Source organism: Paenibacillus sp. FSL H7-0714 (genome assembly GCF_038003765.1).
Lineage (GTDB): Bacteria > Bacillota > Bacilli > Paenibacillales > Paenibacillaceae > Paenibacillus_AQ.
The window spans coordinates 1140900-1156823 of sequence record NZ_JBBOPT010000001.1 but is presented as its reverse complement, the minus strand read 5'-3'; the positions used below and the strand labels follow the sequence as shown (position 1 = coordinate 1156823).

Genomic DNA, 15924 nt, shown 5'->3' with positions numbered 1-15924 from the left:
TCAAGCTCCTTTTGTCTTTTTGTATATGTTATATCCAGCACCAATAATTCCAGCATCAGGGCCAAATTCAGTTAACACGATTTTAATGTTCTCTTTTAAATGTGGAAGGACTTTCTTTTTAGCGCTTTCTATCACTCTATCAATCAGCCACTGGTTGTGATGAATGACCGCTCCTCCGATAACAAAAATATTCGGATCAATTGTTTGCATCAAAGAAACAATTGCGTTGGAAAAGTACTCAACCCACCTGTCGATCACTTCAATCGCTTGCCGATCTCCCATATGATATCTTTCAAACAACAAACCCGACGTGGCATCAATGCCATATAAAAACTTACTTTCCGCTTCAAGAGCAATGCCGCTGCATAGGGATTCCAAAGTGCCGTTATACAACGTTGAGTGGTTTCTTTTGCTGTCGGAAATAATCATGCTTCCGATCTCGCCCGCATATCCATGAGCCCCTTGAATAATTTTCTTATCAAGTATGATACCGCATCCAATTCCTGAACTAACCGTTATATAAATGGATTGATTATACGGCTTGGCAGCTCCATAATCCGATTCAAGCACTGTGATCACGTTTACATCATTCTCAAAAAACACTTCATAATTCGGAAAGAACGCCCTGATAGTTTCGATACTAACATTCTCTAGGCAAGGGATATTGGTTATATCTCGAATAAACTGTGTTTGATCATTCCAAGGAATCGGCAATACAATACCTATCTTGCTTGCTAGCTGTTCATGATCGACTTTCGCTGTCATTTCCTTGACGGTTTTGAAAATTTCGTCAGCATTTTGGAAATCTCTTGTTAATGCCGACTCCTTCCGAACAAGTTCAAGGTGCTCATTCACTAATCCAACCCTTATATTTGTACCTCCAATATCAACACCAATAACGAAGTTACCCATATTACGCTCCTCAACTATGATGACTGATCCATATATTTGGCGGCTGCAGCATCTAAAAAGAAATCTATATGATCATAGCCGAGCAATTGCTGAGCAGGCAGCCGTGCGTCAGAGTTTGTGAAAATCTCCTTCACGATTTCAGCTTTGCGCTCTCCAGTTATGACGACAACCACTCTTTTACTACTTGCAATCTGTTCCAAACCTAATGTAATGCCTTGCTTTAATTCAGTCTGCTCATGAAAATATTTTTGAGCGACAGTCTTTGTTGTTTCCGACAGCTCCACAACACTGCTGTAATTTAATACTGGGCTACCAGGTTCATTTAATCCGATATGCCCATTCATACCTACGCCCATCAAGCTGAATGTAATTGGGTGTTGCTCGATAAAGTGATCAATTCGCAAGCATTCCTGCTTCATATCCGGCGATGTTCCATCAAAAAACACAATCTGTCTGCTATCCAGTGAAATCTGCGAGAACAGATCTTGATTCAACATCTGATAGCAGCTTCCTTCAGAGCTTTTGTCAATGCCAACCCACTCATCCAAGCTAACGATGTTAAGCCTCTTGATTTTCAATTGGAGGTCCGCATCATTGGAAAATTTCTGATAGCTTTTTTGTGGAGTACTCCCTGAAGCCAGGCAGAACACGGGATGCTGATCAGTAAATAAATGATCTTTCATCTCTCTGGCAATTTCGTTTGCTACTTCCTCTTCATTCTCAAAGATTTTGATCATGTTGCTCACTTCCTTCTTGTTTACTCCGAAATGACATTTATCATCTCTTGCTGGAGAATAAGTATAGCTGCTCCGATTGCTGTTGATTGATGTAACTTACTCACCGAAATTTGAGGAGTCCACTCCGTATATTGCTCGACATAGCTTTTCGTGCGGTCCAATATACGTTCCGGAAACAGCGCTACCGTTTTACCGCTAATAATGACCTGGTCGATATCCAAGATGCTGATCATATTGGTAATCGTTAATGCCAGATTCTTCGAAACATAATCAATGCAAGCTTCTACGTCATTCGTTGAATTCAAATCATATGTGCTTAACAAATACTTAATAGCTAATTTGCTTTCCAGCCAACCGACTGAAGATGGAGTCCGTTTATATTCTGAATCAAAGCACATATACTCCAGCTCACCCGCACTTGCATTAACGCCGCGGTGAAGCTCTTTGTTAATAATCAAGCCGCCTCCGACCCCATCACCTGCAGCAACATGAACGAGACTCGTCAGTGCTTGATCTGAGTTTTCAAGATTCCGAAATTCCGCCACAGTCGCTGCGTTCACATCATTCTCCAGAAGAATGGGCAAGTTCACTTCGCTCTTGAGAGTTTCAATAATCGTTTCATACTTAAAGTCGTTTTCTTTATTGTGATGCGTTCTCATCCGGATCGTTTTCTTTCTTGTATTGATCGCACCATCAACGCCAATACCAATCCCCAAGACAACACTATCCGTTTCCTTCGCTTTACTCTTCAAATGTTCCATAATCTCTATAAATATCGAAGTGAACTGCTGGCTATAGAACGGAATATCTGTTTCAATCGAATACGAATCTATGACCTTGCCGTGCAGATTAATAAGTACCGCTGTAATCGTGTTGCCAATAATCTGTATCCCGATTGTCGTATAGCTGTTTTCATTAAATCTGTAAACCGTACGCTTTCTTCCCAAGCCGCCAGATCCTTCTCGACTTTCACCAGTGACGGTCAATAAACCAATCTGTTCAAAAAAGGTAACTATCTTGCTTACAGTAACAAAGCTCATTGCCGTTTTTTCTGTGATCTCGACTTTCGCCAGTTCAGGATATTGAAGCAAAATATCGAAGACTATTTTTCTATTCTCATCTTTAATATCATTGGGCAAAAATGATTTCATATGTCCTCCTCGTTATATTATTAATATAATTAATAAATGAAGTTAAATAATTAATCAAAAAAATCAGGTCAGCACTGACCTCTTGAATTTATTATATATTCACTGTAGTGAACGTTCAAGTGTATTTATTTAACTTCCTTAAATTTATCTGTTCTCTATCTTAATATCACCAGCTAGTGCGTGCATTTGGATACACCACAAAAAGAAGCCTCTCATGAGTTCAATGAACTCACGAAAGGCTTCTAATCAATCCTATTTCAAGGCTTAATCAGCCTTATTACATCATGCCGCCCATACCACCCATGCCGCCCATATCAGGCATACCTGGTTTTTCTGGTTCTGGCTTGTCAGCAATTACTGCTTCAGTAGTCAAGAACATAGCAGCTACGGATGCAGCATTTTGAAGCGCGGAACGAGTTACTTTAGCAGGGTCAACGATACCTGCTTCGAACATGTTCACCCACTCGCCAGTAGCAGCGTTGTAGCCGATGCCGATAGCTTCTTTTTTCAAGCGATCCACGATAACGGATCCTTCTTGACCAGCGTTAGCTGCAATGGTACGAACTGGTTCTTCGAGCGCGCGAAGCACGATGTTAACACCTGTTTTCTCGTCGCCAGTTACATCTACAGCAGCAACAGCATTATATACGTTCACAAGAGCTGTACCACCACCAGAAACGATACCTTCTTCAACCGCAGCGCGAGTTGCGTTCAGGGCGTCTTCGATGCGAAGTTTACGCTCTTTCAATTCAGTTTCAGTTGCAGCGCCAACTTTGACAACGGCTACGCCGCCAGCCAATTTAGCCAAACGCTCTTGCAATTTTTCTTTGTCGAACTCGGAAGTTGTTTCTTCCAGTTGAGCACGAATTTGGCTTACGCGAGCATTGATGTCCGCTTTGTCGCCGCTTCCGTCTACGATTGTTGTGTTTTCTTTAGTTACGCGTACTTGACGTGCGTTACCCAGTTGTTCAATGGAAGTGCTCTTCAGATCAAGACCGAGCTTCTCAGTGATCACTTGACCACCAGTCAGGGCAGCGATATCTTGCAGCATAGCTTCGCGGCGGTCGCCAAAGCCAGGAGCTTTAACAGCAACAGCGTTGAATGTTCCACGCAGTTTGTTCACGATCAACATTGCTTGTGCTTCGCCTTCGATATCTTCAGCGATAATAACAAGCGGTCTAGCTTGTTGAACGATTTTTTCAAGCAATGGAAGGATTTCTTGAGTGCTGCTGATTTTTTTATCAGTGATCAAGATGTATGGGTTCTCCAGAACAGCTTCCATTTTGTCCGTATCAGTAATCATGTACGGGGAAATGTAACCGCGGTCGAACTGCATACCTTCTACGACTTCAAGTTCAGTAGCAAATCCACGGGATTCTTCAACAGTGATAACACCGTCTTTACCTACTTTTTCCATAGCTTCAGCAATCAATTGGCCCACTTCTTCGTCAGCAGCAGAGATAGCAGCTACTTGAGCGATAGCTTGGGAATCTTCGATTGGCTTAGCGATTTTTTGCAATTCTTCAACTGCTGCACGAACTGCTTTGTCGATCCCTTTGCGAATAACCATTGGGTTAGCGCCTGCAGTTACGTTCTTCAGACCTTCACGGATCATAGCTTGTGCCAGAACCGTTGCAGTTGTAGTACCGTCACCGGCTACATCGTTAGTCTTAGTAGCAACTTCTTTAACCAGTTGAGCACCCATGTTCTCGAATGCATCTTCAAGTTCGATTTCTTTAGCGATAGTTACACCATCGTTAGTGATAAGCGGGCTACCAAATTTCTTCTCAAGTACCACGTTGCGACCTTTTGGTCCAAGTGTAACTTTTACCGCATTTGCCAAAGCATCTACACCGCGCAACATAGAGCGGCGTGCTTCTTCACTAAATTTAATTTCTTTAGCCATTGTGTAATTACCTCCTAGAATTTTTTGTATATCACGTTACTTTAAGTAGTTTAGATTTAGCTTATAATCGACTCTCGCTTAGTCAAGAATCGCGTGAATGTCGCTTTCTTTCATAATCAAATATTCTTTACCTTCGTATTTGATTTCTGTTCCTGCATATTTAGAGAAAAGAACACGGTCGCCTTCTTTTACTTCGAGTGCTACACGTACTCCATCTTTCAAAGCTCCGCTACCTACTGCAATAATAGTTCCTTCTTGTGGCTTTTCTTTCGAGGAGTCCGGAAGCACAATCCCGAATGAAGTGGTTTCCTCCTGCTCGCTCGGTAGCACCAATACGCGTTCACCTAAAGGTTTGATCATGAAAAAATAGCCTCCTTTAAAATTATGTTATTTTGCTTCAAAACATAGTTTAGAACTTACCTGTCTTACTTCAAAATCTCTGGTGTTTATGAAAAATATCAATTGGACGCTATGAATATCTGGTCCATCTCATATTTTCCATAAGCATTAGCACTCGACAGCTTGTAGTGCTAACAACAATTTTTATGATACTCAACTTGAGCCCGGATTTCAAGTCCTTTTACACAAATTCGCATTTGTTTTCGTAAAAAATAACGTTTCACTGGTTGTCCTAGGCACACACTCTATACATTCTATCCACAGGGTGTGAAAATATGCGTATGATTTCAGTAGTCTCAACTGTACCACCTACGCCCGAACATTTCAAAAAACGGGGGTTTAAAACAAAAGAACTGTCTCTTTCGTAGAAAAATCTACTTAGTGACAGCCCTCTTATCATCATTCCTCACTCTTGGTGTACTGAGCTTCCCTTGCCGCATCCGCAGCAAGCTGTTTGCGATAGACGAAGGCGGACAGGAATACGCTGAACTCATACAACACAAGCAGTGGAATCGTCACCAGAAAGTCTGAGATGAAGTCCGGAGGAGTGATGACTACAGCAATAAAGACAAGCGTGAAATAAGCGTATCGACGCATTTTACGCAAGCGTATCGGGTTAAGAACCCTCAGTTTGGTCAGAAACATCACCAACAGCGGTAGCTCAAACAACAGCGCTAAAGGTAGCACCAGACTGAACATGAAGTTGAAATATTGCGCAATTCCGTAGGTCTCTTCCAGTCCCATACTCCGGGTGATAGAGATTGTGAACGAAAGCGCCATTGGAAATACAACATAATAAGCAAAAGAAAGTCCGATTAGAAAAAGAACAAAAACATAGGGTACATAACGTAGTGTTGCACTACGCTCTTCCGGTCGTAAGCCCGGACTAATAAACGCCCACAACTGATAAGCAATAAAAGGAACTGAAATGACTAATGAAACCGCCATTGCGATCTTCATATACATTCCGATACCATCCCAGAATGAGAACGCATGCAGAACAAACCCTTGCGCTAGATCTGTACTAATTAAATAATCGTAGATTGGCTTGGCACAGAACAGCCCCCCTACCAATCCCAAAACAAATACAATCAGCACATAAATAATCCGTTTACGCAGCTCGGTGAGATGATCCACCACCGACATTTCTTCCGATTCGAGAGACATCCTGACACCATCCCATGACAAGAATAGAAACGCCACACCGACTTTATGTATAGCTGTGCCCGTTTCTGCAGAAAGCAGCAACCAAATTGAAAAAGGGACATCTCCTAAGTCTATTAGACTTGAGAGATTGCCCCATTGTTAAATCTTTTATTATTCCGGCAGGCGTTTGTCCTGAGGAATATCTGCAGCGACCGTCTGCGGGGCCGTCGGCACAGGAGCTTCGCTCTTCTTCACCGGATCACCATCACCAATGATTTCACGTGCGCCTTCTTTAAATTCACGGAAGGTTCGTCCAACTGCGCGGCCTAACTCTGGCAGTTTATTCGGTCCAAAGAGGAGCAGTGCCAGTATAACCAACAAGATAATACCCGGAGTACCAATTCCACTAAACATTATTATTCCTCCTTGTCCGTCTATCCGATCATGGTATCGATTACGATAATCTAATAATACCATAACTTATGTCACAGTTACATCCACTATCTTCTATAAATAGTTTATCCTTGTGACGTGACAAGAATATGACAATGTTATTGGCGGTATTGGCCAGTTACCATGAGTAACGCTTCAGGTAGTTGATCCATAATGGCTGCTAAATTCTCATGAACACCCTTCGGTGTGCCCGGTAAGTTGACAATCAACGTGCGTCCACGAATGCCGCATATCCCGCGGAACAGCATCACCGCACGGTTTTTTTGCATCACCGTACTTCGCATCGCCTCAGAAAGTCCAGGCACTTCCCGTTCGATTACACGCCGGGTTGCCTCTGGAGTCACATCACGTATCGCTAAATCCGTACCTCCGGTAGTCAATACCAGATCTGCTTGAAAATAATCTGTGAGTTCTATCAAAGCTGCGATAATCTCATCTTGTTCATCGGGCACGATCCGATATTCAACGATCTCGCCTCCAAGTTCCTCTTCCACCAGCTCCCGAATAACCTGGGCGCTCGTGTCTTCCCGTTCGCCCCTGGCCCCTTTATCGCTGGCCGTTAGGATTGCTGTTTTCCACGCCATAGGTTTGTCCTCCCTCTCTATGTATAATTGGCTGTACAGTGCAGCCCACTTGCTTCAGCGCATCGAACGTCAGCTCTGATCATGGTTCAAGCGCGTAATCTCCATTCTTGCCCCCACTTTTAGATACTAAGAGCGTTGGTCCGATAATCATGTCCTTCTGAAGAGCCTTGCACATGTCGTACACCGTTAGTGCTGAGGCAGAAACAGCGGTCAATGCCTCCATTTCAACTCCGGTCTTTCCGGTAGTATGGACTGTTGCTTCTATATAAAGTTCATCTTCGCTGTTATCGGAGAAGCGGATGTCAATACCGGTAAGTGGGAGCGGATGGCACATTGGAATCCAGTCAGACGTCTTCTTGGCCGCCATAATTCCAGCGATCTGCGCAACGGCAAGTACGTCTCCTTTACTGATCTTGCCTTCCTTGATGGCACTAAGCGTCTCAGTTGCCATCTTGATCTTACTCCGCGCGACAGCTGTCCGCTTCGTAATCTCCTTTTCGCTCACATCCACCATACGAGCTCTTCCCTGCTCGTTAAAATGGGTCAATTCCACGGCTCACTCTCCTTTTCGGCAGTGCACTATGCCATTTTCAGTAATCAGCATGTCCATAAAGGCATCATGCTCATCCATGGGCACTTTCGGAACCAGTTGCATACCAAAGGCTAGCCCGATCCAGACAGGGGGCTTCGCAGCAGCATACTCTTCCGTCTCCCATGACGCACGCAATCGATCATAGTATCCTCGGCCGTAACCAAGCCTGCCTCCCTGAAGATCAAAAGCCAGCCCCGGAACAAACACAACATCCGGTAGTGTAACAACTTCAATCTCTTGTGAATCTTTGCCGGATACAATAGGTTCATGGATACCATACGCCCCCGGCTCAAGCTCACTCCAAGCGTTTACCATATGGACACTCATTGCACCACTTGCCGGAATGACACGCGGCAGCAGTACCCTACGCAGGTCCTTCCACGCCTGTGTAAGAAGCGCGTTGGTATCGAGTTCAGAACGGAAAGATACATAGGCCATCAGTGAGGCTATGTCTTTCGTCTTCAGCCACTCTGATGCATGCTTGCAGACCAGAAAAGACAATTCCCTTCTCTGGTCCGAGGAGAGCTCGTTTCGGGCGATGGTCTTCTCAGTTCTTAGTTGTTGCTTTGCTTTGGAGATCACCGACTCCTTGCTTGACATCGCCCGGCAACCCCCTATATTTATCCCAAGCTTATCCTTGTTTGTAAATCCAGTTTACCACTCTTCTCCCCGGTTCGCCAAGGTGGATAGGACTGTGTTTCTGGGCCAGGTCGTTATTCTCTGCTTCCGATATATCGAGCTCTCGCTTGGGAAACGCTTTTCATGTAAACTATAGAATAAGTTGTTCATACGGCTGAGGTATAAATGCCAAGGCGAAATATGCAAGGGTGGAGGTTTCATCGTTATGCTTCTTCAAGCGACAGGAATTACAAAATCATATGGTATACAGAACGTACTAGACGGCATAAGCCTTCAGGTAAATGAAAAGGAACGTGTCGGACTCGTGGGTGTTAATGGTGCCGGCAAATCAACTTTTCTGCAAATTCTGGCTGGTGAAATGTCCTATGACAGCGGTCAAATTCATAAATCAAAAGAAACTACTATCGGGTATTTAGCCCAAAATAGCGGACTTCAATCTGACAAAACCATTCATGAAGAAATGATGGCAGTTTTCGCACCTTTGATCGAAGCCGAGGCTGAGCTAAGAGAGATGGAAGTAAGCATTGCCGATCCTAAGCTGGCAGAGGACCCAAAACGGTACGAAGAACTGCTCGAAAGATATGCCCGCCGATCAGATTGGTTCAAGGACCACGGCGGTTATGAAATGAATACACGAATCCGCAGTGTCCTCCACGGCATGGGCTTCGGCGAGTTCCCACCGGATACACCTATCTCCACACTTAGCGGTGGCCAGAAGACTAGACTCGCATTAGCCCGCATTTTGCTTCAGGCTCCCGATCTTCTAATGCTGGATGAGCCGACGAACCATCTGGATATCGAAACATTAACATGGCTTGAGGATTATCTTCGCAGTTATGCTGGCGGAATTCTGGTCGTATCTCATGACCGTTATTTCCTTGATCGGCTTGTAACTACTATTGTAGAGATCGAGCGTCATCAATCTCGGCGTTATACAGGCAATTACAGCCGATATGTAGATTTGAAGGCTGCCGAATATGAAGCACGAATGAAGCAGTATGAGAAACAGCAAGATGAAATCTCAAGAATGGAAGATTTCGTTCAGAAAAATATTGTGCGAGCATCTACCACGAAACGTGCGCAGAGCAGACGCAAAGCGCTTGAAAAGATGGACCGTATTGATCGACCGATGGGCGATCTGAAGAAAGCCAGCTTCTCCTTCGAGCCGGACTTCATGTCTGGTAAAGAAGTGCTGCAAGTCCGTAATGTTGCGGTTGCCTTTAATGATGGTCCACCTTTGTTCAAGGACGCTTCTTTCGAACTACGCCGGGGAGAAACTGCTGCACTCATCGGTCCCAATGGTATTGGCAAATCTACACTGCTGCAGTGTATGACCGGAACCCGCGAGCCTTCAACTGGAACTGTGAATTGGGGGACTAAGGTAAAGGTCGCTTATTATGATCAGGAACAGACCCGCCTCAATCCAAAGAACACAGTAATGGAAGAGCTATGGAGTGAATATCCAATGATTGAGGAAGCCAGAATCCGTACGATCCTTGGCAACTTCCTCTTCAGCGGTGAAGATGTTCTTAAGAAGATATCCGCGCTGAGCGGCGGCGAAAAAGCACGCGTTGCATTATCAAAGCTCATGTTGCGCGGCGCAAATATGCTCATCCTAGATGAGCCAACCAACCATTTGGATTTAGTCAGTCGTGAGGTTTTAGAATCAGCTTTAATTGATTTCGAAGGCACATTGCTCTTCATTTCTCATGACCGTTATTTCCTCAATAAAATGGCTGAACGGGTGCTTGAGCTTCATCCCGAGGGGATCGATCAATACCTTGGCAACTACGATGACTATATCGAGAAAAAACGAGAATTAGAAGAGATTGCGAAAGATGCCGCCGAATTAGCCGCCAAAAACGTCAACAAGGATGCTGCAGTTCCTGAAAAAAACGCTGTTTCCTCCTTCGAAGCGGACAAGCAAGCCAAGCGTGAAGAGCGTAACCGGAAGCGGCGTATTGCTGAGCTAGAGGAAGGCATTGCCTCACTAGAAGAGTCGATCGCTTTTATAGAGAATGAAATGACTAAACCTGAAGTTTATCAGGATTATTTAGCACTTCAAGGTCATGAAGAGGATCTGAAGAACAAAAAAACTCAGCTTACCGATTTATTTAACGAATGGGAAATCCTTGCTGACGAATAATGTAAAATCCGCTTCATAAATATTTTTTCATATTTCTTATTTTGTTCATAAAGAGTTATCCACAGCTCTATGCACAGGTTTCGTGTATAACTCCCTACTAAAAAAGCCCCTTAGGGGCTTTTTTTATGCGTTAAATCGGTATTTTCGAATTACAGGAATTATTATCCACCGAATTATCCACATTATCCACAATTCTCACAAGGTTTCATTGCTAACAAAAATGGTTATAAGGCCATTTTAAAAAGAGCTGACATTGCTGATTTTACGCACTTTTTACACAATTCGTAGAGAATATGTGGATAACGTTGTCCACAACTTGACAAAAGACATAACCCCACCTAAAACCTGTCATCATAAGCTAAAAAAGAACCCGCTATCTCTAAATCAGACAGCGGGTCGATGTATATTAAACGATTTGTGTAGAGAGCAAGGCAGCGTTACAGGCTGCAATATAGGCAATCCCTGCTGCCATGATAATATCTTGATGCGTAGCTGTGCCTCTAAATTTAAGACCTTCCCACTCTACCATCACAGCCGCCTCCGCCTGGGCGTTCTCTCCACTTCCAAGTGAATGCAGCTCAAGTCCCGCAAAATCGATATCCTCTGAGATGCCTTGCCCAATAGCAGCGATAATAGCTTCAAGCGGACCATCTCCAGTACTAGTATGAGAAGTTTCCTGTCCAGACTTCAAATGGCGAACCGTAACCGCGGCCACCCGGCGCTGGGCACTGCCTGCCAATACCTGAACCTCACCCAGTTCATAGACCTGAGCTTGCTGTCCAGTTGTACTGCTCACCATTTGCAGCAACTGGTCATCACTCACTACCTTTTGGCGGTCAGCGGTCTCTTTAAACGATTCATAAAGTGCATCCAGCTCCGCAGGCTCCAGCGTAATACCATACTTCGCCGCCCGGTCCTTTAGCGCATGTCTGCCAGAATGCTTGCCCAGAATGATCATGCTACGCGGGATACCCAGCCGCTCTGGGTCCATAATCTCATAGGTGCTTCGATCCTTCAGCAAACCATCCTGATGAATCCCTGACTCATGCTGGAAGGCATTTCTTCCGACGACTGGTTTGTTATAGGCGATTGGAAAATGCATCGCTCCGCTGATCAGCCGCGAAGTATCATACAGCTTATCAAGCACAATGCCTGTTTCTGCTCCAATCGCATCTCCGCGGGTTTCGAGCGCCATCACAAGCTCTTCCAGTGCGCAGTTCCCGGTACGCTCGCCGACTCCGTTCACAGTGACTTCGATCTGCGTCGCACCTCCATCAATTGCTGCCAGACTGTTGGCTACAGCCAGCCCCAAATCATTGTGACAGTGGGCACTGTAGCTTACCGTTTCTCCACCTCTTGCTCCTAGCCGCACACGTCGGAACATTTCCCCATATTCATGTGGCAATGCGTAACCGACCGTATCGGGCAGATTGATAATAGAAGCGCCTTCCTCAATAACAGCTTCAATCATTTCAATCAGATCATCGATTCCTGTTCGCGCAGCATCCATCGCCGTGAATTCAACGACATCAGAGAATCGACGCGCATAAGCCGTCATCTCGCGGGCTTTGGCTACGACTTCAGCTCTGCTCATACGCAATTGATGTTGCAAATGAATATCAGAAGAGGAGATGAACAGGTGAATCCGCCGGCGTTCAGCATCTTGGGTTGCCCGGACTGCCGCGTCAATATCCCCTTTAACCGCCCGTGCAAAACCGCAAATTTCCACATTTCGCACCTTACGAGAAATCGTCTGTACTGCTGCAAAATCACCAGGGCTCGATATCGGAAATCCAGGCTCCATCACATCAACACCCAGATCCGCAAGTTTATAGGCCAGCAGTATTTTTTGCTCTGGGGTTAGACTTGCACCCGGAGCCTGTTCACCATCTCGCAGAGTCGTATCGAAAATTTGTATACGTTTCTTTACTGGAATAATCATCTGAATTCCTCCTGTTTTCCTCTTATTGGATTCCTTACCCTAACCTATGCTTCAGCGCAGATCCACACGTCGACTTGTGGTCCTGCTAAATTCCCCACCCACTGCTGCCGGCAGCTGATACGAATGAATCCTCTGCACAATTTGGAATGTGCAGAAGGTTCACTCTTGGCGTCTTATATTGCGCCTGAGTCCATAACCCGAGTCGCTTCAATAAGAACGCAAAAACCCGCCGTCTCTAATAAAGAGACGGCGGGTTACCCCTCCGCGGTACCACTCTTTTTGACGCATAGGCTATTCATATAATCAAGCCGTTAAGCTGCGTCCAGCTCCTCTTCCCTGTCCATCCTGAGGATGTCAGGATATCTGGAAAGGTCCGATAACGGGGACAGCCGTAGGCAGCGTAATCTTATTTCCGCCGCTCCGCTCCCGGGCGAGATTCAAGACTTTCGGTGACTGCGTCGCACCACCCCGCAGCTCTCTGTTCACCGTCATTCCCTACTACTCCCGTTCTTAGCGTGTATTATATACATTCTAACTACTCAAAATCCATACAAAAAAGCCTGCCATCTCATTCAAGAGACGACAGGCTGTTAACCTTCGCGGTACCACTCTTGTTGATGCTCTGTACCGGTTAAGTTACTACCGATTCCAATTGAACATCCACTTTACGGTCCAGTATGTTAGATACTCGACCACCCTTTCACGGAGGTTACCCGTAGACGGTGTACGAACGTTCCGGGACAATTGCCGGTAATGCTTCCACCGTTCCGCTCCCAGACGAGTTCAGGTCCCCTTCGACTGCGTCGCACCTACCCGCAGCTCTCTTATCCCAGAGTATCCTTACTACTTCCGCTCATCGCGTTTCCTTGTATAATTGAACTGATTATACTCGTTAGCTCCAAATGATGTCAATAGGCGGATACAGACCATTGTTCCAATGAGAATCCAGGGTCTGCTACCATATCCAGCGGAGTACCGCCATCATGCTGCCACTTCACGTATGCAGCAGCTCCAATCATAGCTGCATTATCCGTGCAGTATACCGGAGGTGGAATAATAAGCTCAATGCCCTCCGCTTCACAGCGTGAGATCAAAGCCGTGCGCAGGCCAGCATTAGCAGCAACACCTCCACACAGCAATAACTGCTTGGAGCTAGTAGCTTTAACAGCGCGTACCGCTTTTTCCACCAGCACCTCAACCACAGATTCTTGGAACCCGCGGGCAATGCCTGCGACATCTGGCGTGAGACCCTTCATCTTGCTCTGATTCACAACGTTCAGCACAGCCGACTTTAAGCCACTGAAGCTGAAATCATAAGAACCCGGCTCCAGCCATACTCTTGGTAACGGTACAACCTCAGTCGCCTCGCGGGCCAGACGATCCACATGAGGTCCGCCGGGATAAGGGAACCCTAGTGCTCGTGCCACTTTATCATATGCTTCGCCTACGGCATCATCACGGGTGCGCCCGATAATTCGAAACTCACCCTCCCGCTCCATATGAACCAGTTCAGTATGTCCGCCGGACACCACTAGTGTCATGCATGGATACTGTAACTCTGCCACTAAACGGTTAGCATAAATATGTCCTGCAATATGATGTGTACCAATTAGCGGCTTACCCCATGCGAGTGCAAGGCTCTTGGCAGCTACTACCCCTACAAGTAAAGCCCCCACCAAACCTGGGCCTTGTGTAACCGCCACCGCCGACAACTGATCTGGTTCAACCCCTGCTGTAGCGAGTGCTTCTTCTATCACCAGTGTAATTACTTCCACATGCTTACGGGAAGCTACTTCTGGTACTACGCCGCCGAAGGCGCGATGTGTCTCAATCTGACTCGAGATGATGTTGGATAACACTTCAGAGCCATCTTTGACTACAGCGACCGACGTTTCATCACAACTCGTCTCAATAGCAAGTATTAGTACAGGCTGAGCTGCGCCCGTTTCTGTCTTCATTTCAAGTCCACGCTTCCTTCCATATTTCCATGCTCCTCATACTCTGGCAGATCCGCCCACATAATGAGCGCATCTTCGCGATTATCGGAATAATATCCTTTGCGTGTGCCAGCAGATCGAAAGCCTTTTTTACGATATAAATTCTGTGCTACCTCGTTCGATACCCGTACCTCAAGTGTAATAGACTTCATCCCCACATAAGATGCCGTCTTCATCAGCTCTTCGAGCAAACGCTCGCCCCATTTACGTCCACGATAGGCTTCGAGCAGGGCTATATTCGTCACATGCGCCTCATCCACGATGGCCCACATACCGGCATAACCGATAATATGACCTGCCAGCTCCATAACCATATATTTTGCAAAATGATTATGCGTCAGCTCGTTGCGAAAAGCTTCCTCTGTCCAAGGCATCGTGAAGGCTTCCCGTTCAATGATAAGAATGTCAGGAATATCCGTAAGCTTCATCAAACGAAAAACAAGTTCAGCCTCTTGAGCTATCATTGATTCCGCTTCCGTCATGGTTTCTTTAAGCCCCCTTCTCTGCTTAACCGCAGATTGGCCTCCGCTTCTGAGATCTGAGTATAGTTAGGGATCAAGCTATGGATATCATCTTTCTCTACCTGAAGCCGCGCTTCTCCAAGAAATCCTGTCCAGCGGCCTTCCATTTCATAAGGAACTGCAATAGAAACACCAAGATCCTTCAATGGACGAAGCGATTCCTCACTGCCATGAACTGCAGTCTCCCCAACAAACCAAAGAACAGCGGGCTTATTGCCTTCGACTGAAGCCTGTCCTAAACGTTCAGCTAAGTACTCCACCCAATCTGCCATCAGGCGGATGGCATCAGGCTCAAGACGGCTAGGAGCATTATTTCCCTCAGCTGCGAATAATCCTGTATACACCTGTCCTCGGCGCGCATCCATTAGTGGAATGATCCAATCAGGCCCGTAGCTGCTATTCTCGGGAGTTTGTTCCGACGCTTTGGTCATCACGTTATTCTTGAGGGCTGTTTGATATCCGCCCCATGCTACTGCATGTAGACTCGAAATACCGACAACTGGGACATCCCATGCCCATGCCAGCGTTTTGGCAGCGGTAACTGCGATACGCGTCCCCGTATACGATCCAGGACCCACACCAACAGAAATCCCGCCCAGCATTGCAGCAGTAGTTCCTGTTGCTTGCAGCGCCTGCTCAATGATCGGGAGTAAATGCACCGAATGATTCCGTTCTCCGGAAGCATTTATTTCATGCAGTAGTTCCCCATTCTCTGTAACTGCCACGCCTAATACTGCAGTTGATGTATCCAGCGCTAAAAGCCGCTTGCGCGGCTCTGTATTCTGATTCGTCATATTCC

General features: G+C 45.9%; 15 protein-coding genes and 1 other annotated feature. Of the genes, 1 reads left to right on the top strand and 14 read right to left on the bottom strand.

Annotated features, from left to right (window positions below):
* From NST34_RS05070 to NST34_RS05025, 10 genes are all read right to left on the bottom strand, one after another.
* A complete protein-coding gene (locus tag NST34_RS05070; protein WP_341127298.1) occupies nt 1–912 on the bottom strand; it encodes an ROK family protein in 912 nt (303 codons plus the stop codon).
* Nucleotides 913–926: 14 nt separating this feature from the next.
* Complete coding sequence (locus NST34_RS05065) at nt 927–1649, bottom strand: 6-phosphogluconolactonase (RefSeq protein ID WP_076299168.1); 723 nt, start codon at nt 1647–1649, stop codon at nt 927–929.
* 20 nt (nt 1650–1669) lie between these two features.
* Complete coding sequence (locus NST34_RS05060; protein ID WP_076283931.1) at nt 1670–2800, bottom strand: ROK family protein; 1131 nt, start codon at nt 2798–2800, stop codon at nt 1670–1672.
* Between the two features lie 277 nt (nt 2801–3077).
* Complete coding sequence (gene groL, locus NST34_RS05055; protein WP_042185277.1) at nt 3078–4706, bottom strand: chaperonin GroEL; 1629 nt, start codon at nt 4704–4706, stop codon at nt 3078–3080.
* A gap of 78 nt (nt 4707–4784) precedes the next feature.
* Nucleotides 4785–5066, bottom strand: a complete 282-nt coding sequence (gene groES, locus NST34_RS05050; RefSeq protein ID WP_036676506.1) for a co-chaperone GroES — start codon at nt 5064–5066, stop codon at nt 4785–4787.
* A gap of 438 nt (nt 5067–5504) precedes the next feature.
* The gene (gene tatC / locus NST34_RS05045; protein ID WP_042193366.1) at nt 5505–6272 is read right to left on the bottom strand and encodes a twin-arginine translocase subunit TatC; all 768 of its coding nucleotides are present in this window, start codon (nt 6270–6272) and stop codon (nt 5505–5507) included.
* 150 nt (nt 6273–6422) lie between these two features.
* Nucleotides 6423–6665 (bottom strand): twin-arginine translocase TatA/TatE family subunit, encoded by a 243-nt coding sequence (locus NST34_RS05040; protein ID WP_042185275.1) that lies wholly within the window; start codon nt 6663–6665, stop codon nt 6423–6425.
* A 137-nt stretch (nt 6666–6802) separates the two neighbouring features.
* On the bottom strand, nt 6803–7288 hold the full coding sequence (locus tag NST34_RS05035) for a MogA/MoaB family molybdenum cofactor biosynthesis protein (RefSeq protein WP_020429419.1): 486 nt from the start codon (nt 7286–7288) through the stop codon (nt 6803–6805).
* Between the two features lie 79 nt (nt 7289–7367).
* Complete coding sequence (moaC, locus tag NST34_RS05030; RefSeq protein ID WP_042185273.1) at nt 7368–7841, bottom strand: cyclic pyranopterin monophosphate synthase MoaC; 474 nt, start codon at nt 7839–7841, stop codon at nt 7368–7370.
* A gap of 3 nt (nt 7842–7844) precedes the next feature.
* Nucleotides 7845–8480 (bottom strand): 5-formyltetrahydrofolate cyclo-ligase, encoded by a 636-nt coding sequence (locus NST34_RS05025; protein WP_341127297.1) that lies wholly within the window; start codon nt 8478–8480, stop codon nt 7845–7847.
* A gap of 244 nt (nt 8481–8724) precedes the next feature.
* Here NST34_RS05025 and NST34_RS05020 point away from each other — a divergent pair, with 244 nt between their 5' ends.
* Nucleotides 8725–10665, top strand: coding sequence for an ABC-F family ATP-binding cassette domain-containing protein (locus NST34_RS05020; RefSeq protein WP_076283929.1), 1941 nt, complete (start codon nt 8725–8727; stop codon nt 10663–10665).
* Between the two features lie 406 nt (nt 10666–11071).
* Here the strand turns inward: NST34_RS05020 and NST34_RS05015 are convergent, their stop codons facing one another.
* The 4 genes from NST34_RS05015 to tsaB form a co-directional block, all read right to left on the bottom strand.
* On the bottom strand, nt 11072–12607 hold the full coding sequence (locus NST34_RS05015) for a 2-isopropylmalate synthase (protein ID WP_341127296.1): 1536 nt from the start codon (nt 12605–12607) through the stop codon (nt 11072–11074).
* Between the two features lie 239 nt (nt 12608–12846).
* Nucleotides 12847–13128, bottom strand: a binding site (T-box leader).
* Between the two features lie 387 nt (nt 13129–13515).
* Nucleotides 13516–14565, bottom strand: a complete 1050-nt coding sequence (gene tsaD / locus NST34_RS05010) for a tRNA (adenosine(37)-N6)-threonylcarbamoyltransferase complex transferase subunit TsaD (protein WP_076283928.1) — start codon at nt 14563–14565, stop codon at nt 13516–13518.
* Nucleotides 14562–15086 carry a ribosomal protein S18-alanine N-acetyltransferase gene (rimI, locus tag NST34_RS05005; protein WP_042185263.1) on the bottom strand — a complete coding sequence of 175 codons (525 nt, stop codon included), beginning with the start codon at nt 15084–15086 and terminating at the stop codon, nt 14562–14564. The genes tsaD and rimI overlap by 4 nt, the downstream gene beginning before the upstream one ends.
* Nucleotides 15083–15919: a tRNA (adenosine(37)-N6)-threonylcarbamoyltransferase complex dimerization subunit type 1 TsaB gene (tsaB, locus tag NST34_RS05000; RefSeq protein WP_341127295.1), complete on the bottom strand. Its 837-nt coding sequence runs from the start codon at nt 15917–15919 to the stop codon at nt 15083–15085. Before tsaB ends, rimI begins: the two co-directional genes overlap by 4 nt.
* Nucleotides 15920–15924 lie beyond the last annotated feature (5 nt).